The sequence below is a fragment of the Bordetella genomosp. 1 genome (genome assembly GCF_002261335.1).
GTDB lineage: Bacteria > Pseudomonadota > Gammaproteobacteria > Burkholderiales > Burkholderiaceae_B > Bordetella.
The window spans coordinates 280,387-304,881 of sequence record NZ_NEVL01000004.1 but is presented as its reverse complement, the minus strand read 5'-3'; the positions used below and the strand labels follow the sequence as shown (position 1 = coordinate 304,881).

General features: G+C 67.2%; 24 protein-coding genes. 15 read left to right on the top strand and 9 right to left on the bottom strand.

What is annotated here, in order from left to right; translation table 11 throughout:
• Window positions 1-54: 54 nt before the first annotated feature.
• Window positions 55-1,104: an acyltransferase gene (locus CEG14_RS18350; RefSeq protein ID WP_094827846.1), complete on the bottom strand. Its 1,050-nt coding sequence runs from the start codon at window positions 1,102-1,104 to the stop codon at window positions 55-57.
• Window positions 1,105-1,412: 308 nt separating this feature from the next.
• On the bottom strand, window positions 1,413-2,384 hold the full coding sequence (locus tag CEG14_RS18345) for a Bug family tripartite tricarboxylate transporter substrate binding protein (protein WP_094827845.1): 972 nt from the start codon (window positions 2,382-2,384) through the stop codon (window positions 1,413-1,415).
• A gap of 182 nt (window positions 2,385-2,566) precedes the next feature.
• Here CEG14_RS18345 and CEG14_RS18340 point away from each other — a divergent pair, with 182 nt between their 5' ends.
• The 12 genes from CEG14_RS18340 to CEG14_RS18285 all read left to right on the top strand — a co-directional run bounded on the left by CEG14_RS18340 (window position 2,567) and on the right by CEG14_RS18285 (window position 12,832).
• The gene (locus CEG14_RS18340) at window positions 2,567-3,379 is read left to right on the top strand and encodes an IclR family transcriptional regulator (protein ID WP_094827844.1); all 813 of its coding nucleotides are present in this window, start codon (window positions 2,567-2,569) and stop codon (window positions 3,377-3,379) included.
• 68 nt (window positions 3,380-3,447) lie between these two features.
• Window positions 3,448-3,714, top strand: a complete 267-nt coding sequence (locus CEG14_RS18335; protein ID WP_094827843.1) for an exodeoxyribonuclease VII small subunit — start codon at window positions 3,448-3,450, stop codon at window positions 3,712-3,714.
• An 8-nt stretch (window positions 3,715-3,722) separates the two neighbouring features.
• Complete coding sequence (locus tag CEG14_RS18330; protein WP_094827842.1) at window positions 3,723-4,634, top strand: polyprenyl synthetase family protein; 912 nt, start codon at window positions 3,723-3,725, stop codon at window positions 4,632-4,634.
• A gap of 56 nt (window positions 4,635-4,690) precedes the next feature.
• Window positions 4,691-6,547 carry a 1-deoxy-D-xylulose-5-phosphate synthase gene (gene dxs, locus CEG14_RS18325; protein WP_094827841.1) on the top strand — a complete coding sequence of 619 codons (1,857 nt, stop codon included), beginning with the start codon at window positions 4,691-4,693 and terminating at the stop codon, window positions 6,545-6,547.
• 168 nt (window positions 6,548-6,715) lie between these two features.
• Complete coding sequence (folE2, locus tag CEG14_RS18320; protein WP_094827840.1) at window positions 6,716-7,513, top strand: GTP cyclohydrolase FolE2; 798 nt, start codon at window positions 6,716-6,718, stop codon at window positions 7,511-7,513.
• Window positions 7,514-7,647: 134 nt separating this feature from the next.
• Window positions 7,648-8,565, top strand: a complete 918-nt coding sequence (locus CEG14_RS18315; RefSeq protein WP_094827839.1) for a DUF817 domain-containing protein — start codon at window positions 7,648-7,650, stop codon at window positions 8,563-8,565.
• 300 nt (window positions 8,566-8,865) lie between these two features.
• Window positions 8,866-9,240, top strand: a complete 375-nt coding sequence (rpsF, locus tag CEG14_RS18310) for a 30S ribosomal protein S6 (RefSeq protein WP_094827838.1) — start codon at window positions 8,866-8,868, stop codon at window positions 9,238-9,240.
• Between the two features lie 62 nt (window positions 9,241-9,302).
• A complete protein-coding gene (priB, locus tag CEG14_RS18305; RefSeq protein WP_094827837.1) occupies window positions 9,303-9,626 on the top strand; it encodes a primosomal replication protein N in 324 nt (107 codons plus the stop codon).
• Window positions 9,627-9,702: 76 nt separating this feature from the next.
• Window positions 9,703-9,975 (top strand): 30S ribosomal protein S18, encoded by a 273-nt coding sequence (rpsR, locus tag CEG14_RS18300; RefSeq protein ID WP_029579690.1) that lies wholly within the window; start codon window positions 9,703-9,705, stop codon window positions 9,973-9,975.
• A gap of 15 nt (window positions 9,976-9,990) precedes the next feature.
• On the top strand, window positions 9,991-10,446 hold the full coding sequence (rplI, locus tag CEG14_RS18295) for a 50S ribosomal protein L9 (RefSeq protein WP_094827836.1): 456 nt from the start codon (window positions 9,991-9,993) through the stop codon (window positions 10,444-10,446).
• Window positions 10,447-10,628: 182 nt separating this feature from the next.
• Window positions 10,629-11,462, top strand: a complete 834-nt coding sequence (locus CEG14_RS18290) for a hypothetical protein (RefSeq protein WP_094827835.1) — start codon at window positions 10,629-10,631, stop codon at window positions 11,460-11,462.
• Complete coding sequence (locus CEG14_RS18285; RefSeq protein ID WP_094827834.1) at window positions 11,459-12,832, top strand: replicative DNA helicase; 1,374 nt, start codon at window positions 11,459-11,461, stop codon at window positions 12,830-12,832. The genes CEG14_RS18290 and CEG14_RS18285 overlap by 4 nt, the downstream gene beginning before the upstream one ends.
• 76 nt (window positions 12,833-12,908) lie before the next feature.
• Here CEG14_RS18285 and CEG14_RS18280 read toward each other — a convergent pair whose 3' ends face one another.
• From CEG14_RS18280 to CEG14_RS18255, 6 genes are all read right to left on the bottom strand, one after another.
• Complete coding sequence (locus CEG14_RS18280) at window positions 12,909-13,883, bottom strand: bile acid:sodium symporter family protein (RefSeq protein WP_094828273.1); 975 nt, start codon at window positions 13,881-13,883, stop codon at window positions 12,909-12,911.
• Between the two features lie 758 nt (window positions 13,884-14,641).
• Window positions 14,642-15,940 (bottom strand): UDP-N-acetylglucosamine 1-carboxyvinyltransferase, encoded by a 1,299-nt coding sequence (locus CEG14_RS18275; protein ID WP_094827833.1) that lies wholly within the window; start codon window positions 15,938-15,940, stop codon window positions 14,642-14,644.
• A 40-nt stretch (window positions 15,941-15,980) separates the two neighbouring features.
• Complete coding sequence (gene pdxA / locus CEG14_RS18270) at window positions 15,981-16,973, bottom strand: 4-hydroxythreonine-4-phosphate dehydrogenase PdxA (RefSeq protein WP_094827832.1); 993 nt, start codon at window positions 16,971-16,973, stop codon at window positions 15,981-15,983.
• Window positions 16,974-17,121: 148 nt separating this feature from the next.
• Window positions 17,122-18,798, bottom strand: coding sequence for a PhoH family protein (locus tag CEG14_RS18265; RefSeq protein ID WP_094827831.1), 1,677 nt, complete (start codon window positions 18,796-18,798; stop codon window positions 17,122-17,124).
• Between the two features lie 55 nt (window positions 18,799-18,853).
• Window positions 18,854-19,318 (bottom strand): peroxiredoxin, encoded by a 465-nt coding sequence (locus tag CEG14_RS18260; RefSeq protein WP_094827830.1) that lies wholly within the window; start codon window positions 19,316-19,318, stop codon window positions 18,854-18,856.
• On the bottom strand, window positions 19,315-19,773 hold the full coding sequence (locus CEG14_RS18255) for an Mth938-like domain-containing protein (protein WP_094827829.1): 459 nt from the start codon (window positions 19,771-19,773) through the stop codon (window positions 19,315-19,317). Before CEG14_RS18255 ends, CEG14_RS18260 begins: the two co-directional genes overlap by 4 nt.
• Before the next feature lie 459 nt (window positions 19,774-20,232).
• On the opposite strand from CEG14_RS18255, the gene CEG14_RS18250 reads away from it, so the two are divergent.
• The 3 genes from CEG14_RS18250 (at window position 20,233) to CEG14_RS18240 (ending at window position 23,375) form a co-directional block, all read left to right on the top strand.
• Window positions 20,233-21,537: a homoserine dehydrogenase gene (locus CEG14_RS18250; protein WP_094827828.1), complete on the top strand. Its 1,305-nt coding sequence runs from the start codon at window positions 20,233-20,235 to the stop codon at window positions 21,535-21,537.
• Window positions 21,534-22,946 (top strand): threonine synthase, encoded by a 1,413-nt coding sequence (gene thrC / locus CEG14_RS18245; protein WP_094827827.1) that lies wholly within the window; start codon window positions 21,534-21,536, stop codon window positions 22,944-22,946. The genes CEG14_RS18250 and thrC overlap by 4 nt, the downstream gene beginning before the upstream one ends.
• Window positions 22,947-23,153: 207 nt before the next feature.
• The gene (locus CEG14_RS18240) at window positions 23,154-23,375 is read left to right on the top strand and encodes a YgdI/YgdR family lipoprotein (RefSeq protein WP_094827826.1); all 222 of its coding nucleotides are present in this window, start codon (window positions 23,154-23,156) and stop codon (window positions 23,373-23,375) included.
• A gap of 94 nt (window positions 23,376-23,469) precedes the next feature.
• Here CEG14_RS18240 and CEG14_RS18235 read toward each other — a convergent pair whose 3' ends face one another.
• On the bottom strand, window positions 23,470-24,489 hold the full coding sequence (locus CEG14_RS18235; protein ID WP_094827825.1) for a class 1 fructose-bisphosphatase: 1,020 nt from the start codon (window positions 24,487-24,489) through the stop codon (window positions 23,470-23,472).
• Between the last annotated feature and the right edge of the window lie 6 nt (window positions 24,490-24,495).

The following is a 24,495-nucleotide window of genomic DNA, read 5'->3' as shown; positions in this document are numbered from 1 at the left end:
TCGGACTGGCCGATCCCAAACCTTGCATTGTACCCCAATACCCGGTCCTGAGGGCTAGACCAGCTTGCGAGTGAGTTTGTTCCCCCGCATGGCCCAACTCACGGCCAGCGAGAGCGCAAACACCATGGCGGCGAGCACGGGCACGTGCCAGGGCTGCGCCGAAATCCGGGACAGCGCGCCCGCGCGATGCGCCACGTCCAGAAAAATCGGATGGATCAGATACACGCCGAAGGTCAGGGGCGCCAGGTTGCGCAGCGGCGGCACTCGGCTCGACACGATGCACTGGAACGCCGCGAGCGACATCACCGGCACCGTGACACTGAAATAATCGTAGAAGTACAGGTTCAGGCCGTGGATGCTGGAGAAGTGCGTCACGCCCCAGGCCGTCACGGCCACCGCGGCCGCCAGCACCCAGCCGGGGCGCGGGATGCGCAGCTCGCCGTCGAAGATCATGCGGCCGGCCACGAAATACCCGAGATAGGGCAGGAACCAGGTCAGGAAGAAACCCGGCGGCGCCTGCAGGGCCTGGCGATAGAGCGCGTCGAGGATCGCCACGCCCAGGATGCCCACCACCCACAGCCGGCGCGCCGGCACGCTCGAGCGCAGATACAGCGCGCGCACCAGCGGCGCAAACAGATACAGCCCCACGATCATGTAGAGATACCAGAGGTGGTAGTACGGTTCGCCGGACGCCACCTTGCGCGGCCAGAACGACACGTCCACGCGGCCGTCGTCCCACCAGTCCAGGCCGGTGCGCCACAGCAGATAGAAGAGCGTCCAGAACAGCAGCGGCGCGCAGATGCGCGCCACGCGGCGGCTGTAGAACAGTCGTGCGTCCTGCGGACGGCTGCCGTCGAGCAGCAGGGCGCCACTCACCATCACGAACACCGGCACGCACCAGCGCGCGGCCGAGTCGTACAGATTGGCCGCGAGCCAGGCATTGCTGCCGTAGTTGGCCGGCTCCGACACGATCGAGGCCGCGCTGTGCAGCAGCACCACCGCGAGCGCCGCGAGCCAGCGGGCCGCGTCCAGGCGTGCGTAACGATCCGCATCGGGCAGCGGAGGGTGACGGTCTCGAACGAGGGCGGCGGGCTGCTGGGACATGGGACTCCTGCGTATCGGCTTCTTCGTAGGGCGGGGCGGCGCCTGGGCCGCACTGCCTACCCGACCTTATCAGCGCGCCCGCCCCATCCTGTTTCGAGGCGTTAGCGGCTGTGTGGGTCCACGAACCACGCAAGCCGCGTGCCCGTCGGGCGCGCCCGCGCCGTGTTTCCATGTGGTTGCAAAGGGCCGCACTCCTTAACCGTGCGCGCCGCCGTCATGCGGTGGGGAGGGGCGTAAAAAAGCCGCCCGGGCCAGAGGGCGCGGACGGCACAAGACGGGACACCGGCGGGCTCCCGCGGAAAAAGCCTTTACTGCAGAACGATGTTGGCCTGCTTGATGAGCTGCGACACGAGGGGTTGCTCGTCTTTGATCTTGGCCACCAGCTCTTCGGCGGTGCCGCTGCGCGGATCGATGCCCATGTCGAGCAGCTTCTTGCGCACGGCCTCGTCCTTGAGCGCGTTGGTCAGCGAGGTCTGCAGGCGTGCCAGCACTTCGGGCGGCGTGCCCTTGGGCGCGACGAAGCTGAACCAGGCGGTCATGTCGAACTTGGGATAGCCCTGTTCGGCCAGCGTGGGCAGCTTGGACTGCGAGGCCAGGCGGGTCGGGCTGGTGATGCCGAACACCTTGACCTTGCCGGCGTCGGCCTGCGGCATGCCGGTGGCCACCATGTCGAAGAACAGGTCCACGTCGCCGCTCACGACCGCCGGCAGGGCCTGGGTGGCGCCCTTGAACGGCACGTGCAGGATGTCGATGCCGGCCTGTTCCTTGAACAGTTCGCCGGCCAGGTGCGAGGAGGTGCCCGGGCCGAAGGTGGCGAAGGTCAGCTTGCCGGGGTTCTGCTTGGCGTAGCTGACGACGTCGGCCACGCTGTTGAAGGGCTGCTTGGGGGTGGACAGCAGCACCAGCGGGCCGATGCCGACCATGCCGATCGGCGCGAAGCTGTCCGGGTCGTAGGGCAGCTCTTTATAGAGGAAGCGGTTGGTGACCAGCGTGGAGTTGGTCGCCATCAGGATGGTGTAGCCATCCGGATTCTCGCGCGACACGTAGGCGGCGCCGATCGAGGTGCCGGCGCCGGCCTTGTTTTCGACGATCAGGCTCTGGTTCAGGTCCTTGCCCATGCGTTCGGCCAGGATGCGCGTGAGCACGTCGGTGGCGCCGCCCGCCGGGAAGGGCGAGATCACCTTGATGGGACGGCTGGGGTAGGTGTCGGCGTGGGCGGTGCCGAGCGTGGCGGCCGACAGCAGCAGGGCGCTGCAGAGCTTGAGCGTGGTGCGAAACATGTCTTTCCCTTGTGCGAGTACGAAATCCGCCGGCAACGGAATGCTGCGGTACTGCGCACGGGTAAGGCAAAAGGCTGCGCACTACGGCAAGACTTTCCAAAACTCGGCAGAACTGTTTAAATTCCGATATACGAAATTTAATTTTGTTAGTTGAAACTAACTATAAAAATTAGGGGCGCGAAATGCAACCTTTTTCCGATCAGCCCGCCGGGCCCGCCCGGCGCAAACGGGCGGCGCACGAAGGCGGCACGTCCTCGCCCGACTTCATCACCGCGCTGGCGCGCGGGCTCGACATCCTGCGCGCCTTCAGCCAGTCCGGCGGGCCGCTCGGCAACCTCGAGCTGGCGCGCGCCACGGGCCTGCCCAAGCCCACCATCAGTCGCATCACCTACACGCTGATCCAGCTCGGGTACCTGCGCTATCACACCGACACTGGCAAGTATTCGCCCGGCCATGCCGCGCTGGCGCTGGGCTTCGGCCTGCTGGCCGGGCTCGAGGTGCGCGAGCTGGCCAAGGCCGACATGAGCGCGCTGGCCGCGCAGACGGGCGGGGCCGTGGCGCTCGGCACCTTCGACGGCGACGCGATGGTCTACGTCGAGGCCATCCATGGGTCGTCGGCGCTCTATCTGCGCCTGCCCGTGGGCTATCGCGCCAGCCTCGACACCGCCATGGGCCGTGCCCACCTGGCCGGCCTGAGCGAGGCGCAGCGCGGCGAGCTCATCAAGCAGATGGGCGCGCGGGCGCCGGCGCAGGCGCTGATCGACGGCGCGCTGGCCGACATGCAGGCCACCGGTTGCTGCTTCGCCATCGGCCAGTGGCTGTCCGGCATCAACGCCGCGGCCGTGCCGTTCACCTCGCTCACCGGCGAAGGCCGCTTCGTGTTGAGTTGCGGCGGTCCGGCCTCGCTGCTGTCGGAGACGATGCTGCGCGAACAGGTGGCGCCGGCGCTCAGGCAGATCGCCGCGCGGCTGTCGGGGGCGGGGGCGCCGGGGTGAGTGGCGCGATTCCCGTACAATTCGGGGATCTGATCGAACACCCCTCACTTTTCGCCCCGGAGACCCGCTTGGCCTCATCTAAGCAAGCCGATCCGCAGACCGAACCGACTTCGCTGCCGCAGGATTTCGAGAGCGCGCTCGCCGAGCTCGAAACCCTGGTCCAGACCATGGAAAACGGCAGCCTGCCGTTGGAGCAGTCGCTGGCCGCCTACAAGCGCGGCGTCGCGCTCACGCGCATCTGCCAGGATCGCCTCGCGCAGGCCGAACAGCAGGTCAAGGTCCTGGAGGGCGACCTGTTGCGTCCGCTGGATCCCGCGGCGCTCGACGACGACTGAATTCATCGATGAAGCAGAACCATCTCGCTTTCGCGGACTGGCTGTCCGATCGCGCGCAGCATATCGAGCACGTGCTCGACGAACTCCTGCCCGGCCCCGACGTGCTGCCGGCGCGGCTGCACGAAGCGATGCGCTACGCCGTCCTGGGCGGCGGCAAGCGCGTGCGCGCGGCGCTGGTCTACGCGGCCGGCCAGGCCTGCCCGGTGGCGGGCAGCGCCGTCGCCGTATCGGCCTCGCTCGACCATGCCGCCGCGGCGGTCGAGCTGATCCACGCCTATTCGCTGGTGCACGACGACCTGCCCTGCATGGACGACGACACGCTGCGGCGCGGCCGTCCCACCACGCACGTGCAGTTCGACGAGGCCACCGCCATGCTGGCCGGCGATGCGCTGCAGCCGCTGGCCTTCGAGCTGCTCGGTCGCATGCCGATCGCGCCCGCGCTGGTGGTGCAGGCCGTGCAGGCGCTGGCCCGCGCGGCCGGCAGCCAGGGCATGGCCGGCGGCCAGGCCATCGACCTGCTGAGCGTGGGCACGGTACTTGCCCGTGACGAGCTCCAGACCATGCACAGCATGAAGACCGGCGCGATGCTGGCCGCCAGCGTGGCGCTGGGCGGCATCGTGGCGGGCGCGAGCTCGCAGGCGCGCCAGGCGCTCGACGCCTACGCGCAGTCCATCGGCCTGGCGTTCCAGGTGGTCGACGACATTCTCGACGTCACCGCCGACAGCGCCGCGCTGGGCAAGACGCCGGGCAAGGACGCCGACGACAACAAGCCGACCTACGTGTCGCTGCTCGGGCTGGAGGGCGCACGCGCCTTCGCCGAGGAGCTGCGGCAATCGGCCCTGCAGGCCCTGGGCCCGCTCGGCGATTCGGGCGCGCGCCTGGCGCAGCTGGCCGATTTCATCGTGCTGCGCGACCGCTGACAAAACCCATGGCCGGGCGCGCCCGCGCGCCGGCCTCTCGAGACTTCACACCAAGCATGACGACCGAACAACTCGACCGCATCACCCAACCGGCCGAACTGCGCCAACTCGATCGGCGTGACCTGCGCAAAGTGGCGCAGGAGCTGCGCGAGTTCGTGCTGGAATCCGTATCGAAGACCGGCGGCCACCTGTCGTCGAACCTCGGCACGGTCGAGCTGTCGCTGGCGCTGCACTACGTGTTCGACACCCCGCACGACCGCATCGTCTGGGACGTCGGCCACCAGTCGTATCCGCACAAGATCCTGACCGGCCGCCGCGCCGGCATGGCCAAGCTGCGCCAGCAGGGCGGCATCTCGGGCTTTCCCAAGCGCAGCGAATCCGAATACGACGCCTTCGGCACCGCCCACTCGTCGACCTCGATCTCGGCCGCGCTCGGCATGGCCGTGGCCTCGCGCAACGCCGGCATCGAACGCCAGCACATCGCCGTGATCGGCGACGGCGCGATGTCGGCCGGCATGGCGTTCGAGGCGATGAACAACGCCGGCGTCACGCCCGACATCAATCTGCTGGTGATCCTGAACGACAACGACATGTCGATCTCGCCGCCGGTGGGGGCGCTCAACCGCTACCTGGCGCGCCTGATGTCGGGCCGTTTCTACGCGGCCGCGAAGAACGTCGGCCGCGCCGTGCTGCAGCACGTGCCGCCGGTGCTGCAACTGGCGCGCCGTTTCGAGGAACACGCCAAGGGCATGGTCACGCCGGCCACGATGTTCGAGGAGTTCGGCTTCAACTACGTCGGCCCGATCGACGGTCACGACCTCGACGCGCTGGTGCCGACCCTGCAGAACCTGAAAGCCCTGCGCGGTCTGCAGTTCCTGCACGTGGTCACCAAGAAGGGCCAGGGCTACAAGCTCGCCGAAAACGACCCGGTGCTCTATCACGGCCCCGGCAAGTTCGACCCGGCCGTGGGCATCACCCCGGCCAAGACGCCGGCGCGCCGCACCTTCACGCAGGTGTTCGGGCAATGGCTGTGTGACCAGGCCGCCGCCGACGAGCGGCTGGTCGGCATCACGCCCGCCATGCGCGAAGGCAGCGGCATGGTCGAGTTCGAGAAGCGCTTTCCGCTGCGCTACTTCGACGTCGGCATCGCCGAGCAGCACGCCGTCACCTTCGCCGCGGGCCTGGCCTGCGAGAGCCAGAAACCGGTGGTCGCCATCTACTCGACCTTCCTGCAACGCGGCTACGACCAGCTGATCCACGACGTGGCGTTGCAGAACCTCGACGTGACCTTCGCGCTCGACCGCGCCGGCCTGGTCGGCGCCGACGGCGCGACCCACGCCGGCAACTACGACATCGCGTTCCTGCGCTGCATCCCCAACATGGTGGTGGCCACGCCCTCCGACGAGCGCGAGACGCGGCTGCTGCTGTCCACCTGTTATCAGTACCCGGGCCCCGCCTCGGTGCGTTACCCGCGCGGCGCCGGCGTCGGCGCCGAGCCGGGCGACGACCTGGGCACCGTGCCGCTGGGCAAGGGCGTGGTGCGCCGCGAGGGCTCGCGCATCGCCATCCTGGCCTTCGGTACGCTGCTGCACCCGGCGCTCGCCGCCGGCGAGGCGCTCGACGCCACCGTGGTCGACATGCGCTTCGTCAAGCCGATCGACCGCGAACTGCTGGGCTCGCTGGCGGCCAGCCACGCCGCCTTCGTCACGGTCGAAGAGGCCGCGATCATGGGCGGCGCGGGCAGCGCCGTCACCGAGGCGCTGAACGAGGCCGGCGTCGTGCTGCCCGTCCTGCAGCTGGGCCTGCCCGACCAATTCATCGACCACGGCGACCAGGTGGCGCTGCTGGCGGGCCTGGGCCTGGATGCCGCCGGCATCGAAGCCTCGATCCGGCGCCGTTTTAGCGAACTGTAAGCTCGCTGCGGCGGCCCCTTTTGACGCCGGGACGCAACACTGTTTCCCGGTGGCCCCACCTATTGGCAAAAGGGTTTTCCCCATTCCCGCCCGCGCTTTGGGTGATAATGGCCCTCCGGTAGATAACAGGGGGCTGGCTGTATCCCATCCGCCCTGACAGGTAACGACATGAATTCCCCGATCGATTCCGCCATCGTGATGCCCGACATCCAGAGTTCGGCGGACTTGCGACACATCCCGATCCAGCGCGTCGGCATCCGTGGCGTGCGCCATCCGATGCTGATCGAAACGGCCGATGGCTCGGCCCAGCCGACCGTCGGCACCTGGACGCTCACCGTGGCGCTGCCCCCCGAAGAGAAGGGCACGCACATGTCGCGTTTCATCGCGCTGCTCGAAAAGCATCGCACCACGCCCATGACGCCGGCCCTGTTCGCCGACATGGCGCGCGACATGCTGCCGCTGCTGCAGGCCGAGCGCGGCGACATCTCCGCCACGTTCCCGTACTTCATCAACAAGTCGGCACCCGTGTCGGGCGTGCAGAGCCTGCTCGACTACGAGGTCAAGTGGATCGCGCGTGCCGAGGGCGAGCGGGTCGAATTCGAGCTGGTCGTGCTGGTGCCGGTCACCAGCCTGTGCCCGTGTTCGAAGGCGATCTCGCAATACGGCGCCCACAACCAGCGTTCGCACGTCACCGTGTCGGCCGTGCTGTCGGCCGAGGTCTCGATGGACGCGGTGATCCGCCTGGTCGAAGACGAAGGCTCGTGTGAGCTCTGGGGCCTGCTCAAACGCCCCGACGAGAAGTACGTCACCGAGCGCGCCTACGACAACCCGAAGTTCGTCGAAGACCTGGTGCGCGACGTCGCGGCCCGCCTGAAGGCGCTGCCCGGCATTGCCCGCTTCACGGTCGAAGCCGAAAACTTCGAATCGATCCACAACCATTCGGCCTACGCCGTGGTCGAGGGTTGAGCCTGGCCTGAGCGCCGTCCGCGCCCGCCGCGGACACCGTGTTGCACCGAAACCGGCCGCGGATCATCCGCGGCCGTCGGTTTTTGTGCTCTACTGCCGATCCTCGCAACCCCTGACCCGCTCGGAGCACGCCCATGCCGCTGGACCCGGCAGCCCGCGAATGGCCCCTGATCGCCCGCTGGCAGCAGCGCGAATCGGCGCTGGCCCTCGCCTTCACCGGCACGAGCCGCTGGCGCACCGCCGTCTATGAGTTCCTGCGCTTCGGCGTCAAGCAGGCCTGGGCCTGTCTGTTCGGCGGGCTGATGTGCGCGCTGCTGCTGGCCACGTTCTGGTGGTATCCGCAGGGCGCGGCGCTGGCGCGCTACGATTTCCTCACGCTGGCCGCCATCGCCATCCAGGGCGTGCTGCTCATGACCCGCATGGAGACCTGGGACGAGGCGCGCGTGATCCTGATGTTCCACGTGGTCGGCACCGCGATGGAGCTGTTCAAGACCTCGGCCGGCTCGTGGCTCTATCCCGAGGCCAGCCTGCTGCGGGTGGGCGGCGTGCCGCTGTTCACCGGGTTCATGTATGCCGCGGTGGGGAGCTACCTGGCGCGGGTCTGGCGCCTGTTCGACTTCCGCTTCACGCGCCACCCGCCGCTGCGCGCCACGGCCTTGCTGTCGCTGGCGATCTACGTGAATTTCTTCAGCCATCACTATCTGCCCGACGTGCGCTGGCTGCTGTTCGCCTGGACCGCGTGGCTGTTCCGCGGCACCTGGGTGCATTTCCGCATCTGGCAGGTGCATCGCAGGATGCCGCTGCTGCTGGGCTTCGTGCTGGTCGCGCTGTTCATCTGGTTTGCCGAAAACATCGGCACCTTCGCCCACGCCTGGCGCTATCCCAACCAGGCGGCCGGCTGGCAACTGGTGTCGCTGGCCAAGCTGGGCTCGTGGTTCCTGCTCATGATCATCAGCTATGTGATGGTGAGCGCGGTGAGCCGGCCGGCGCCCTACGTGGCGCCGCGCGCCCAGCCCGAGACCGGCATCGCGCCGCAGGCCAGCGCGCCGTAGCGGCAAGGGCAGGGCGCTGCAGGGCCTGTCGAATCGGGATCGGCGAATCGGGGGCTGTGAATCGGGGGCTGTGAATCCGGGCCTGTGAATCTGCGCCTATGAATCGGGGCCGGATCGACGCGGTGGTGCGCACGCCACGCCGGGCGCTGCACGCTGCGTCCCCGAACCGGTTTCGACTTGCAAGCCCGGGACCATTGCGCGATAATCGTGGGCTTTCTTGCTCGCTCCATCTTCGATGGCGGGCTGTCCCTCGCCCAGGTTTACATGTTTCCTGTGCGAGACATCCTCAAGGAGTAATACATGCGTCACTACGAAGTAGTGTTCATCGTCCATCCCGACCAGAGCGAGCAAGTGCCCGCCATGGTCGAGCGCTACCAGTCGCTCGTCACCGGCCAAAGCGGCACGGTGCACCGCCTGGAAGACTGGGGCCGCCGTCAACTGGCTTACCCGATCCAGAAGCTCGTCAAGGCTCACTACGTCTGCATGAACATCGAGTGCGGCCAGGCCACCCTCGACGAACTCGAACACTCGTTCCGCTACAACGACGCCGTGCTGCGCCACCTGGTCATCAAGACCAAGAAGGCCGTCACCGCTCCGTCGATCATGATGAAGTCGGTCGAGCGTGAAGAGGCCCGCAAGGCGTCGGCTGAAGCCGCTGCCGTCCAGGCCGAATAAGGTTCGAGTACAGGTTCAGAAGTCTGGCGTAATCGCCGTCCACGCTTTCAGGTGCAACCGGCATGAACAAGGTGATGTTGAGCGCGCGCGTTCTCGAATGCGAACCGCTGCGGCATACACCGGCAGGCCTGCCCGCACTGGAAATGCTGCTCGGGCATGAATCGGAAGTGATCGAAGCGGGGCATCCGCGCCGCGTCGAACTGACGATCACCGCAGTGGCCCTGGGCGACCTGGCTTCGTTGCTGGCCAACACCCCGCTGGGGACCGAACTGCAAGTCGAGGGCTTTCTGGCCCCGGCGCGCAAGGATTCGGTGAAGGTCAAGCTGCATCTGCAGCAGGCCCGGAAGTTGAGCGGCAGCGCGGGCAGGGATCCGCTTACGGCTTGAGCGCCAGACAGGACTAGACAGATCACGGCGACATGGCTCGATGCCTGTCCCGACCCCAAACAAAGAGGCACATATCATGGCTTTCTTCGGAAAACGCAAAGAGAAACGCAAATTCACGCAGCAGAACCCGCTGTTCAAGCGCCGCAAGTTCTGCCGCTTCACCGCTGCCGGTGTTGAAGAGATCGACTACAAGGATCTCGACACCCTGCGCGACTTCGTGCAAGAAAACGGCAAGATCATCCCCGCGCGCCTGACCGGCACGCGTGCGATCTATCAGCGCCAGCTGGACACCGCCATCAAGCGTGCCCGCTTCCTGGCCCTGCTGCCCTACACCGACAACCACAATTGATCCAGGGGCACTGACATGCAAGTTATCCTGCTCGAAAAAGTCGTCAACCTGGGCAACCTCGGCGAAGTCGTGCGCGTGCGCGACGGCTATGCCCGCAACTTCCTGATTCCCCAGAAGAAGGCCCGTCGCGCGACCGACGCCGCCCTGAAGGAATTCGAAGCCCGCCGCGCCGAACTGGAAAAGGTCCAGGCCGAGAAGCTGGCCGCCGCCCAAGCCCTGGGTGAGCGCGTCAACAACTTCCAGCTGAAGATCTCGCAGAAGGCCGGTGTGGATGGCCGTCTGTTCGGCTCCGTCACCAACGCCGACATCGCTGAAGGCCTGCGCAAGGCGGGTTTCGACGGCGTCGAGAAGTCGCAGGTTCGCCTGCCCAACGGCCAGCTCAAGGCCGTCGGCGAATACCCGATCCAGGTTGCCCTGCACCCTGACGTCGTGGTGGACGTGACCGTGCTGGTCGAAGGCGAAATGGCCTGATCGCCTTCTGCATCTCGCAAAGGCAAGAAAAAGCCGGCCTCGCGCCGGCTTTTTTTCTGGCTGCGGCGTCCCGCCGCCGCCGTTTCACCCGCGCGGCCGATAATGTGGCCAGCGCACGAGTTTCGTGTTCATGCGTGTGGCATCCTCCGCGGATGCCGCCTTGATGTCTCAGAGGGAATGGTTTGACACAGACGCCACTGCACCAGAATGCGCCGGCCGGCTTGCGTGCCTGGCTGGAAAGCGCCGACGCGGCGCGGGTGAAGTCGGTCAAGGAAGTGACCATCGACGGCGTGCCCTGCGTCGTCAAGCGCCGCCGTCCGAGCGTGATGCGCGGCGTGAGCTACGCGCTGCGCTATGTGCGCGCGTTCCTGCTGGGCCTGGTGTGCAAGCTGCTGCTGGGCGAATTCCCGCGCCCGGGCGTGCTGCTGCGCAATGGCCTCGCCCACGAGGCGGTGCGGCTGCGCCGCCTGCTGCAGACCGGCTGCCGCGTGCCCGAGGTGTGGTGGCAGGAGCCCAATCTGCTGGTGCTCGAACACGTCGGCCGCGCGCTGCCGGAGCTGTTGCGCCCCGCCGATACCGCCGAGCGTCTGCGCCTGACCCGCATGCTCGCCGCCGACCTGGCCGCGTTCCACGTGCGCGGCCTCTGGCACGGCGGCGCCCAGGTGCGCAACGTGACCGTGCGCGACGGCCTGCTGTGGCGCATCGATTTCGAGGAAAACATCGGCAACGCGCTGTCGTTGCCGCTGACCCAGGCCTATGATCTGTTCCAGACCCTCAGCTCCCTGACGGCGCTGGGACGCATCCCGGACGCCGATCGGCCGGTGATGGGTAAACTGGTGCTGGACACTTATTTCGACGTCAATCCCGACCCCGCCGTGCGCGCCAGCTTCGAACGCCTGGCCCGCCTGCTGTGCGGCGCCGCGCGCGTGCTGCGCCCGATCGCCGGCTGGATCAAGGGCAGCGACGTCCGTGCATTTTTCCGGGTGGCCGACACCCTGAGGTCTTTTCTGCGATGAATACCCCCGCCGACAAGCAGCTTGAATACCTGCGCGTACCGCCCCATTCGATCGAGGCCGAGCAATCGGTGCTCGGCGGGCTGCTGCTCGACAACGCCGCCTGGGACCGGATCGCCGACGTCCTGACCGAAGAGGATTTCTACCGCCACGATCACCGCCTGATCTGGCAGCACATCGCCAAGCTGATCGCGCTGGCGCGGCCGGCCGACGTGATCACGGTCAACGAGGCGCTCACGACCAGCGGCAAGGCCGAAGACGTGGGCGGCCTGGCCTACCTCAACGCCCTGGCGCACAACACGCCCTCGGCCGCCAACATCCGCCGCTACGCCGAGATCGTGAGCGAGCGCGCCACGCTGCGCAAGCTCGTGACCGTGGCCGACGAGATCGCCGCCGGCGCGCTCAATCCGCAAGGCAAGGAAGCGCGCCAGCTGCTCGACGAGGCCGAATCCAAGGTGTTCAAGATCGCCCAGGAGGGCGACAAGGGCGGCGGCGGCTTCAAGGAAATCCAGCCGCTGCTGACGCAGGTGGTCGAGCGCATCGACGAGCTCTATCACCGCGACAGCGATTCCGACGTGACCGGCGTGCCCACGGGCTTTGCCGACCTCGACAAGATGACCTCCGGCCTGCAGGGCGGCGACCTGATCATCGTGGCGGGCCGCCCCTCGATGGGCAAGACCTCGTTCTCGATGAACATCGGCGAACACGTCGCCATCGAGCAGGGCCTGCCGGTGGCGGTGTTCTCGATGGAAATGGGCGCGGTGCAGCTCGCCATGCGTATGCTGGGCTCGGTCGGCATGCTCGACCAGCATCGCATGCGTACCGGCAAGCTGATCGCCGAAGACTGGCCGCGCGTCACGCACGCCGTGCAGCTGATGCAGGACGCGCAGGTCTACATCGACGAGACGCCCGCGCTCAGCTCGATGGAAGTGCGCGCGCGCTGCCGCCGTCTGGCGCGCCAGTGCGGCCAGCTCGGCCTCATCATCATCGACTACCTGCAGCTGATGTCGGCCAACTCGTCGGGCGAGAACCGCGCCACCGAGGTGTCGGAAATCTCGCGTTCGCTCAAGGGCCTGGCCAAGGAGCTCAACTGCCCGCTCATCGCGCTGTCGCAGCTGAACCGAAGCCTGGAACAGCGTCCCAACAAGCGTCCCGTGATGAGCGACCTGCGCGAATCGGGCGCCATCGAACAGGATGCCGACCTGATCCTCTTCATCTATCGCGACGAGGTCTACAACCCCGATTCGCCCGACAAGGGCTCGGCGGAGATCATCATCGGCAAGCAGCGTAACGGGCCGATCGGCACCGTGCGCCTGACCTTCCAGGGCATGAGCACGCGCTTCCTCAACTACACCGGCGCCCAGCAGTACTGAGCCCGGCAGGCAAAAAAAACGGCCCCGCGGGGCCGTTTTTTTTCGGGTCGGGCAGGGCGCTCGACGCGCCCGTCGCTCATTCCGTCTCGGGACGGCGGGCGTAGCGCGACGCCAGCACCGCGCACACCATCAGCTGGATCTGGTGAAACAACATCAGCGGCAGCACGATCGCGCCGACGGCCTGGCCGGCGAAGATCACCTGGGCCATCGGGATGCCGCTGGCCAGGCTCTTCTTGGAGCCGCAGAACAGCAGCGTGATGCGATCGGGCAGGTCGAAGCCGAAGAGCTTGCCCATCAGCTGCGAACCGGCCAGCGCCAGCGCCAGGATCACGGCGCAGCAGACCACCAGGCCCAGCAGCGCCGGCACCGGCGTGTTCTGCCACAGGCCTTCGTTCACGGCTTCGGAGAAGGCGGTGTACACGACCAGCAGGATCGAACCCTGGTCGACCCACTTCAGCAGCGCCTTGCGGCGGTGCACCCAGGCGCCGATCCACGGGCGCAGCAGCTGGCCCAGCACGAAGGGCAGCAGCAGCTGCAGCATGATCTTGCCCACGGCATCGAACGAGATCGGCGCGGCGGCCGCGCTGGCGACCACGGTGCCGACCAGAAGCGGCGTGATGAAGATGCCCAGCAGGCTCGAGGCCGACGCGCTGCACACTGCCGCGGGCACGTTGCCGCGCGCCATCGAGGTGAACGCGATGGCCGATTGCACGGTGGCCGGCAGGCAGCACAGGAACAGGACGCCGAGGTAGAGCTCGGGCGTGACCAGCGGCTCGAGCACCGGCTTGAGTGCGACCCCGAGCAGGGGGAACATCAGGAAGGTGGCCGAGAAGATCGTGAGGTGCAGGCGCCAGTGCGTGACCCCCGCAACGATCGCATCGCGCGACAGCCGCGCGCCATGCAGGAAGAACAGCAGCGCAACCGCGATGTTGGTGATCCAGCCAAACGCCACGATGCCCTGGCCGTGCGCGGGCACCAGGCTGGCGATGATGACGGTGGTGATGAGAAGCAGCGTGAAGCGGTCAGGCAGGAAGCGGGCGAGGCGGGACATGAGGCGCAAGAGTTGGTCTTAAAAGCGCGCCTATTGTAGTCCCCGTTGTCCAACAACCCGGACAGCTTTCGTTCAGGTCGCGAAGCAACCCCACCAAACAAAGGTGTCAGACTGCATTTTCCCGCCCCGCAAAACAAAGGTGTCAGACTGCATTTTCCGGGCAACTCCCCGAGCAAAAATGCAGTCTGACACCTTTGTTTCGGCACAGGCGAATGTCAAAAATGCAGTCTGACACCATTGTTGGAAGCGCCACGCAAAGACAGCCAGCGCTTCCCTCGAAGCGCCAAAAACAAAGGTGTCAGACTACATTTTCCGGGCAACAGGCACCCGCCAAAAATGTAGTCTGACACCTTTGTTTAGGCGCAACGGGCTGTCAAAAATGCAGTCTGACACCTTTCTTTCGGCGCAGCCGCCTGCCGAAAATGCAGTCTGACACCTTTGTTTTCAGAGCCCCGACACCGCGCGGGCAGTGGCTCTGAATCCTTTGCAAGAATAGCCACGCCGCCGCCCGGCCGCCCCGAAGGCGGCGAGCCCCCTTGGGGGGCAGCAAGCGCGTCAGCGCGCAGCGTGGGGGCTTTTCCCTCCGCCGTCCGGCCGCCCGAAGGCGGCGCGCCCCCTTGGGGGGCAGCAAGCGCGTCAGCGCGCAGCATGGGGGCTTTTCCCTCCGCCGCCCGGCCGCCCGAAGGCGGCGAGCCCCCTCGGGGGGCAGCAAGCGCGTCAGCGCGCGGCGTGGGGGCCCCTCCCCAGCGTGGGGGCCCTTAATCCTCTTGTGTCCACTCCACATCCGCACCCAGCGCGCGCAGGTTCTCCACGAAGCGCGGGTGGGCGCGGCGGATGGGGGCGGCGTAGCGGATCTCGGAGCGACCATCGATGCTGGCGGCGACCATGAACAGCGCGATCGCCACGCGGATGATGTAGGGGCTCTCGACCACGGCCGGGGTGAGCGGGCCGCCGCCGAAGGTGATGAGGCGATGCGGGTCCGACTGGAACACGTGGGCGCCGAACTTGGACAGCTCGGTGGACCAGCCGAGCGCGCCGTCGTAGACCTTGTTCCAGAACATCGCGTTGCCCTGGGCGCTCACGCCCAGCGCGATGAAGATCGGCAGCAGGTCGACCGGCACGTAGGGCCACGGCGCGGCCTCGACCTTGGTCAGCACGTTGCTGGTGAAGGGCGTCTGCACCTTCAGCGGGCCGTCGACCAGCGCACGCGACCAGCCGTTCTCGTGCACGATGCGCACGCCGAACTTGGCGAAGGTGCGGTCGATCAGCGGGAAATCCTCGGGCGTGGTGTTGCGCACCACGACGTCGCCGCCCGTGATCGCGCCCAGCGCCAGGAAGGTCGTGATCTCGTGGAAGTCTTCGGCGAAGCGGAACTCGCCGCCCTTGAGCGTCTGGCCGCCGTGCACGGTCAGGCGCGAGGTGCCCAGGCCGTCGATGCGCACGCCGATCAGGGTCATGAAGCGGCAGAACTCCTGCACGTGCGGCTCGGAGGCAGCGTTGGTCAGGGTCGAGGTGCCCGACGCGGCGGCCGCGCACAGCACGAAGTTCTCGGTGGTGGTGACCGACGCGTAGTCGAGCCAGTGGTCGGTCGGCGTGAGACGCTCGCCGTGCACCAGCAGCGACCCCTCGGCGCGCTCGACCTGGCCGCCGAAGCGGCGGAACACCTCCACGTGCGGATCGATCTCGCGCACGCCCAGCGTGCAGCCCTTCACATTGTCTTCGAGACGCGCCACGCCGAAGCGCGCCAGCAGCGGCGGCACCAGCATGATCGACGAGCGCATTTCCTCGGGCAGGCGGTGGCGCGTCGCGTCGAACGTGGTGGCGTGGTGATGCAGGTCGAGCGTGCGCGTCACCGGATCGAGCTGCACGTCGCTGCCCAGCGTGCGGAAGATGTCGAGGATCTTGCGCACGTCGGTGATGTCGGGCACGCCGTGCAGGCGCAGCGGCTCGTTGGTGAGCAGGGTGGCGCACAGGATCGGCAGCACCGCGTTCTTGTTGGCGGACGGCTGGATTTCGCCGCGTAGCGGCTTGCCGCCGTGAACGATGAGACTGGACATGGGATTCAGGTATTCGGAGGAGTCGGGGGCGGGCCTGGGGTCAGGGCGTCATGGCGAGTGCCAGATCGAACGCGGCCACCAGCGAAGCGTGGTCGGCGATGCCCTGGCCGGCGATGTCGAAGGCGGTGCCGTGGTCGACGCTGGTGCGCACGAACGGCAGGCCGACGGTGACATTCACGCCATGGTCGATGCCCAGGTATTTCACCGGGATCAGGCCCTGGTCGTGGTACTGGGCCACGACGATATCGAACTCGCCGCGGCGTGCGCGCATGAAAATGGTGTCGCCGGGCCAGGGGCCCGATGCGTCGATGCCCTCGGCGCGGGCGCGCGCCACGGCCGGGGCAATGATGTCGATGTCTTCGCGGCCGAACTTGCCGTCTTCGCCCGCATGCGGATTGAGCCCGGCCACCGCCACGCGGGGCTGCGCGATGCCCATCTGGCGGCAGGCCTGGTCGGCCAGGCGCATGGCGCGCAGCTCGGCCTCTGGCGTGATGCGGGCCATCACGTCGGCCAGGGCTACGTGGATGGTCACCAGCAGCACGCGCAGCTCGTCGTTGGCCAGCATCATGGCGAAGTCGGCCGTGTTCGAGCGCTCGGCCAGGATTTCGGTATGGCCGGGCTGGTCGATGCCGGCCAGGTGCATGGAGTGCTTGTTGAGCGGTGCGGTCACGATGGCGCGGATCGCGCCGGCCTGGGCCGCATCGATGGCCGCGCACAGGTAGTCGTAGGCGCCCTGGCCGGCGGCCGCGCTCACCCGGCCCAGCGCCAGATCGGCCGGCAGCGGCGCGCCGGTGCGCACCACTTCCAGGCGGCCGGCGCCCGGCCGGGCGGCGCGGGCATCGTCGATCTCCACGATCTCGAGGCGGGCGCCCAGCGATTGCGCCGTGCGGCGCAGCGCGCCGGCGTCGCCGAACACGATGGCGGGCGCGCCCAGGCCCTGGGCACAGGCCTTGATGATGATCTCGGGGCCGATGCCGGCGGCATCACCCATGGTGATGCCCACGGGCAGCGAGGGGGCGGCGGGTACGGACATTGAAGCGGGGCGGGCAGGTAACAGTGACAATAACGGGATGCTACACCGGGGGCGGGCCGGTCGGCCCGCTCAAGGTAACCGGGTTTGGCAAACCACAAGTAAAAACCCGCGCCGAGGCGCGGGTCGGATCAGACGGGAGGCGATGCGCTCAGAGCACGTCGCCCGCGTAATCGGCCAGGCGCGAACGCTCGCCCCGCTGCAGCGTGACGTGGCCCGAATGCGGCCAGCCCTTGAAGCGGTCGACCACGAAGGTCAGGCCCGAACTGCCCTCGGTGAGGTAGGGCGTGTCGATCTGCGCGATGTTGCCCAGGCAGACCACCTTGGTGCCGGGGCCGGCACGGGTGATCAGCGTCTTCATCTGCTTGGGCGTGAGGTTCTGCGCCTCGTCGATGATCAGATACTTGTTCAGGAAGGTGCGGCCGCGCATGAAGTTGAGCGACTTGACCTTGATGCGCGAACGGATCAGATCCATCGTGGCGGCGCGGCCCCAGTCGGCACCGCCTTCGCCGTCGCCCATGTTGAGCACGTCCAGGTTGTCCTCGAGCGCGCCCATCCAGGGCAGCATCTTCTCTTCTTCGGTGCCGGGCAAAAAGCCGATGTCCTCGCCCACCGGCACCGTGACGCGGGTCATGATGATCTCGGTGTAGCGCTTGGTCTCGAGCACCTGGGTGATGCCGGCGGCGAGCGCCAGCAGCGTCTTGCCCGTGCCGGCCTGGCCCAGCAGCGACACGAAGTCGCATTCCGGGTTCATCAGCAGGTTCATGGCGAAGTTCTGCTCGCGGTTGCGCGCCGTGATGCCCCAGACGTTGTTCTTGCCGTGGGTGTAGTCACGCAGCGTGGCCAGCACCGCCGTCTTGCCGCTGACCTCGCGCACCTGGGCATACAGTGGCATCTGGCCTTCGAAATAGACGAACTGGTTGACCACGAACTGCGCACACAAGGGACCGCGGATGCGATAGAACGTGGTGCCGCCCTGTTGCCACGACTCGACGTCCTTGCCGTGCTTGTTCCAGAAGTCCTCGGGCAACTGCATCACGCCCGCGTACATCAGGTCGGTGTCTTCGAGGACGTGGTCGTTGTAGTAGTCCTCGGCGTCCATGCCCAGCGCGCGGGCCTTCAGACGCATGTTGATGTCCTTGGACACCAGCACGACCTCGCGGTCGGCGAACTTCTCCTTGAGCGCGCGCACCACGCCCAGGATCTGGTTGTCGGCCTTGCCCATCGGCAGGTCCGAGGGCAGGGTGCTGTGGATCGCCGTGGTCTGGAACATCAGGCGCCCGGTGGCGTCCTTGTTGCCCAGCTTGTCGAGCGGCAGGCCGTCGTCGAGCTCGGTCGTGTCCTGGACCAGGGCGTCGAGCGAGCGGCTCACCTGGCGCGCGTTGCGCGCCACTTCCGACATGCCCTTCTTCTGGTGGTCGAGCTCCTCCAGCGTCATCATCGGCAGGAAGATGTCGTGCTCTTCGAAGCGGAAGATCGAGCTCGGATCGTGCAGCAGCACGTTGGTGTCGAGCACGAACAGCTTGCGCGGCGCGCTGCTGGCGGCGGTGCGGCGCTGGCGCGCGCCGGCCACGGCCTTGGGCGCGCGGGTGGGCTTGGCGACAGCGGGGGCGGGTTTCTTTGCAGGTTCGGTTGCCGGGGCTTTGGCCACCGGCGCCGGGGCTTCTTTGCGGCCTGGGGCAGTCATTCCTTCGAGTTCAGGCTGCACCAGCAGGTCCTCGTCGTCGAGGTCCGGGCTGGCGTCCTCCCGGGTCTTCGCCCGGGCGGCCTCTCCACTGGGAAAGGTCAGGATGGCTGCGGGACGGGTAGGCAACTTCGGAAGCGGCATAAAGGTCAATCTCCTGTGTAAGCCGGCGGATGCCTGACGTAAGCGATGTACGGGGCTAGCCGATGCTCTTGGCGGCCTGCAGGACTTCCTTGGCGTGGCCGGGCACCTTCACCCCGCGCCACTCCTGCACCAGCACGCCGTAGGCATCGATCAGAAACGTGCTGCGTTCGATGCCACGCACCTGTTTGCCATACATATTCTTCTGCTTGATGACGCCGTACAGATTGCACACGGTTTCGTCGGCGTCGGAGATGAGGGGGAAGGGAAGCTCGTACTTCGCCTTGAAGTTCTCGTGCGACTTCAGCGTGTCGCGCGAGATGCCCAGCACCACGGTGCTGGCGGCGAGGAATTCTTCATGCATGTCCCGGAAGTCCTGGCTCTCGGTCGTGCACCCCGGGGTGTTGTCCTTGGGGTAGAAATACAGCACGACGGCGCGGCCCTGGCATTGATCCAGGCTGACCGGGCCGATGGTGCTCTCGGCCGTGAACTGGGGGGCGGGCTTTCCGATGGTTGCGCTCATGGGGCGATCTCGTCAGTGGGCAGCAGGGCGACGACCACGCGCCGGCCTTCCGCCATCAGGATGTTGTAGGTACGGGCGGCCGCCTGGGTGTCCATCACCTCGACGCCCACGCCTGCCATGAGCAGCGGGCGCAACACGTCGGGCGGCAGCATGCGCTGGCGCAGCCCGGTGCCCACGATCAGCACTTCCGGCGAGTCGGCGGAGCGCACGAGGGCGCCGCTCTCGGGCTCGTCGAGAAAGGCCAGGGGATCGCGGGTGGGGGCTGCCAGGCCGGCTGCCTGCTGGAGCAGGGCGGCGGTGATGTCGGCCGGGATGCGGACCGGCCATTCGGTGACGTCGCCTTCGGGGCCGAAGGCGACCGCGTGGGAAAATCTTGCCTGGTTGACCTCAATGTAGCCTTCGCCGTAGGCGGTGACCGTGTTGAGTGCGGATCCAGGATCGGTATGCAGCTTCAATCATTACTCCGGCTTATACGTGTCCGATGATAGCGCATCACAATGACGGCATGTTGCAGGGGATACACGGGTGCGCCGGGGGACGGAGCCGCGTCATTTGCCGGGCGGGCACGCATGCGCTAGATTACAAGGTTTTGCTGCACCGCAAATGGGTGCGGCGGCGCCGGCGCGATGCGCGGGCACCTGGCCTGGACGGCCTGCACGAGGCAGGCCGTCAGGTGGAGACCCGAGGGCGACCCTGCATCCATGGGCGCAGACCCCCGAACCCTACAGGGCGATGGGCGCCTCGGCGGTCTCCAGGCGTATCCGGTCGGATGCGAAATGGCCGCGTCCCCGGGGGCGCGGCTTCGGCGAGCAGGGCGACGGCGACGTGCGCCGCGCTCTCAACGATAACGAGCGGCGCACCCCATCGGGCGGTGCGCGGCAACGAAGAATGTTCCGCAAGGACGGATTGCTGAAATGAATCCCATGAAGGTCGGCCTGCTGGGCCTGGGCGTGGTCGGTGGCGGCACCTGGAGTGTGCTGTCCCGCAACGCAGAAGAAATCGCACGACGCGCCGGCCGGCGCATCGAGGTCAGCCGCATCGCCGTGCGCGACGTGGCCAAGGCGCGCGCCCGCGTGGGCGACACCCTGGAGATTTCCACCGACGTGCACGCCCTCGTGCGCGATCCCGACATCGACATCGTGGTCGAGCTGATCGGCGGCGACACCCTGGCGCGCGAGCTGGTGCTCGAGGCGATCTCGCAGGGCAAGCACGTGGTCACGGCCAACAAGGCGCTGCTCGCCAAGCATGGCAACGAGATCTTCGCCGCCGCGTCGGCGCGCGGCGTGATGGTGGCGTTCGAGGCCGCCGTCGCCGGTGGCATCCCCATCATCAAGGCGATCCGCGAAGGCCTGACCGCCAACCGCATCCAGTGGGTGGCCGGCATCATCAACGGCACCACCAACTTCATCCTCTCCGAGATGCGCTCGCGCGGCCTGGCGTTCGCCGACGTGCTGGCCGAGGCGCAACGCCTGGGCTATGCCGAGGCCGACCCGACCTTCGACGTCGAGGGCGTGGACGCCGCGCACAAGCTCACGCTGCTGGCCTCGCTGGCCTTCGGCGTGCCGGTGCAGTTCGACAAGGCCCACATCGAGGGCATCTCGAACCTGGCGCAGGAAGACATCGCCCACGCCGAGCGCCTGGGCTATCGCATCAAGCTGCTGGGCATCACCAAGCGCCGCGCCGAAGGCATCGAGCTGCGCGTGCACCCGGCCCTGGTGCCGGCCGAGCGCCTGCTGGCCAACGTCGAGGGCGCGATGAACGCCGTGCTGGTGAGCGGCGACGCCGTCGGCCCGACACTGTACTACGGCCAGGGCGCGGGCGAAGAGCCCACCGCCTCCGCCGTGGTGGCCGACCTGGTCGACGTGACCCGCCTGCACACCGCGGATCCGGGCAATCGCGTGCCGCACCTGGCGTTCCAGCCCGATGCGATGTCCGACCTCGCCATCCTGCCGATCGAGCAGGTCAGCACCTCCTACTATCTGCGTCTGCGCGTCGACGACCAGCCCGGCGTGCTGGCCGACATCGCGCGCCTCCTGGCCGACCGCGGCATCTCGATCGGGTCGATGATCCAGCAGCCCTCGCACATCGGCGGCGCCGACATCATCTTCCTGACGCACGAAGCCGTCGAAGGCAACGTCAACCAGGCCATCGAGCGTATCGAGTCGCTGCCCTTCGTGCGCTCGAAGGTGACCCGCCTGCGTATGGAAAACCTCACATGAAGTACGTTTCGACCCGCGGCGGCATGGCCCCGCAAGCGTTCTCCGACATCCTGCTCGAGGGCCTGGCGCCCGACGGCGGGCTGGCGATCCCCGAGACGCTGCCCCAAGTCGATGCCGCGACGCTGGAATCGTGGCGCGGCCTGAACTACGCCCAGCTCGCCTTCGAGGTGCTGTCGCTGTTTGCGACCGACATCCCGGCCGACGTGCTGCGCCGTCTCACGGCCAACGCCTACAACCAGCAGGTGTTTTCCAGCGAAGACATCGTGCCGCTGCGTCCGCTGACCGGCGAGCTCAAGCTGCTGGGCCTGTCCGAAGGCCCGACGCTGGCGTTCAAGGACATGGCCATGCAGTTCCTGGGCCAGGTCTTCGAATACGTGCTCACCGAGCGCGCCACCACGCTGAACATCGTCGGCGCCACCTCGGGCGACACCGGCTCGGCGGCCGAGTACGCGCTGCGCGGCAAGAAGGGCGTGGCCGTGTTCATGCTGTCGCCGCACGGCCGCATGAGCACGTTCCAGCGTGCCCAGATGTATTCGCTGCAAGACGAGAACATCCACAACATCGCCGTGCACGGCGTGTTCGACGAGGCGCAGGACATCGTCAAGGCGCTGGCCGGCGACCTGGATTTCAAGACGCGCTACCGCCTGGGCGCGGTCAACTCGATCAACTGGGCCCGCATCGCGGCCCAGGTCGTGTACTACTTCCACGGCTGGCTGCGCGCCACGGACGCCATCGGCGCGACGCCCGTGTCGTTCGCGGTGCCCTCGGGCAACTTCGGCAACATCCTGTCGGGCCACATCGCCCGCAGCATGGGCCTGCCGGTGCGCCGCCTGGTGCTGGCCACCAACGAAAACAACGTGCTCGAAGAGTTCTTCCGCACGGGCATCTACCGCCCGCGCACGCCGCAGCACACCTACGCCACCTCGAGCCCGTCGATGGACATCTCGCGGGCCTCGAACTTCGAACGCTTCGTGTTCGAACTGGTGGGCCGCGACCCCGCGCGCGTCAAGGCGCTGTGGGCCGAGCTGGCCGAGAAGGGCAGCTTCGACCTGTCCGCGCTGCAGCCCGAGTTCGAGAGCCGCTACGGCTTCGTGGCCGGCGTCAGCACGCACGACGATCGCCTCGCCACCATCCGCAGCGTCTACGACGAGGCGGGCGTGCTGATCGACCCGCACACGGCAGACGGCGTGAAGGTTGCGCGCGAATTCGTGGAGCCCGGCGTGCCCATGCTGGTGCTCGAGACGGCGCTGCCGGCCAAGTTCTCCGACACCATCGAGGCCGCCCTGGGCCATCCGGTGCCGCCGCCTGCGGCGCTGGCCGATCTCGAGACGCTGCCCCAGCGCGTCACGGTGCTCGACTGCTCGCTGGCCGAAGTGCGCGGTTTCATCGAGGCCCACGCCAAGATCTGAGGCCGGCACGGGGCCTCGCCAGGCCCGCTGTTGCTTGAAAGCCCCATCCGGCCCCGTGCCTGGTGGGGTTTTTTCATGCTTGTTACGTTTCGGCAATGACTGGCCCGCGGGCTTTACACACCCATGCACTTTGACCACAACCCGTCACCGGCAGGGCGCTTTTGCGGGGGTAGAGTTAAATCACCCCAAGACATATGGAGAAAGCCCATGACCTTCAAGACCATGACGCTCGCCTTTGTCCTGACCAGTGTCGGCGTCCTCGCCGGCTGCTCGTCGCCCACCGTGGTGGAAAAGCGTGACGGGAGCCAGGTCATGACCTCGGACGAGCCCGAGTACAACAAGAAGACCGGCTTCTACGAGTATGAGAAGGACGGCAAGAAGGTCCAGATGAACAAGGACGACGTCAAGACCATGGAACAGATCAAGTAATCCGTTCCCTGCCTCCCCGGCGGACCGCGAGCCCGCCAAAGAAAATGCCGCGCGAATTTCGGTTCGCGCGGCATTTTCTTTTGAGGCGGGCGATTTACTGCGCCGCGGCCTCGGCGTGATAGCGGGTCACGCGGTCGACTTCGTTCTTCGAACCCAGCACCACGCTCACGCGCTGGTGCAACTGGTCGGGCTGGATGTCGAGAATGCGCTGGCTGCCGTTGGTCGACGCGCCGCCGGCCTGCTCCACGATGAAGCTCATGGGATTGGCCTCGTACATCAGGCGCAGCTTGCCGGCCTTGCCCGGCTCGCGCGCATCCCACGGATACATGAAGATGCCGCCACGGGTCAGGATGCGATGCACGTCGGCCACCATCGAGGCGATCCAGCGCATGTTGTAGTCCTTGGCCAGCGGGCCGGTCTTGCCGGCCAGGCACTCGTCGACGTAGCGCTTGACCGGCGGGGCCCAGTGCCGCATGTTCGACATGTTGATGGCGAATTCCTTGGTGTCGGCCGGGATCTGCATGCGCTCGTGCGTGAGCACCCACGAGCCCATTTCGCGATCCAGCGTGAAGCCCACCACGCCGTGGCCCACGGTCAGGACCAGCATGGTCTGCGGGCCGTACACCGCGTAGCCGGCCACCACCTGCTGGCTGCCGGGCTGCAGGAAGTCCTGCTCGCTCACCTCGGCGCCCGAGACGTGGTGCGGCGCGCGCAACACCGAGAAGATGGTGCCGATCGACACGTTCACGTCGATGTTCGACGAGCCATCCAGGGGATCGAACAGCAGCAGGTATTCGCCCTTGGGATAGCGGTTCGGGATCGGGTGGATGGTCTCCATCTCTTCCGAGGCCATGGCGGCGAGGTGGCCGCCCCATTCATTGGCTTCGAGCAGGATCTCGTTGGACATGACGTCCAGCTTCTTCTGCACTTCGCCCTGGACGTTCTCGCTTTCCAGGCTGCCGAGCACACCGCCCAGCGCGCCCTTGCTGACGGCGTGGCTGATGGCCTTGCAGGCGCGGGCCACCACTTCGATCAGCAGGCGCACCTCGGGGGCGATCGCCTCGGCCGAGCGCTGTTGCTCGACCAGGTATTGGGTCAGGGTTTTGCGTTTCAAATGAGC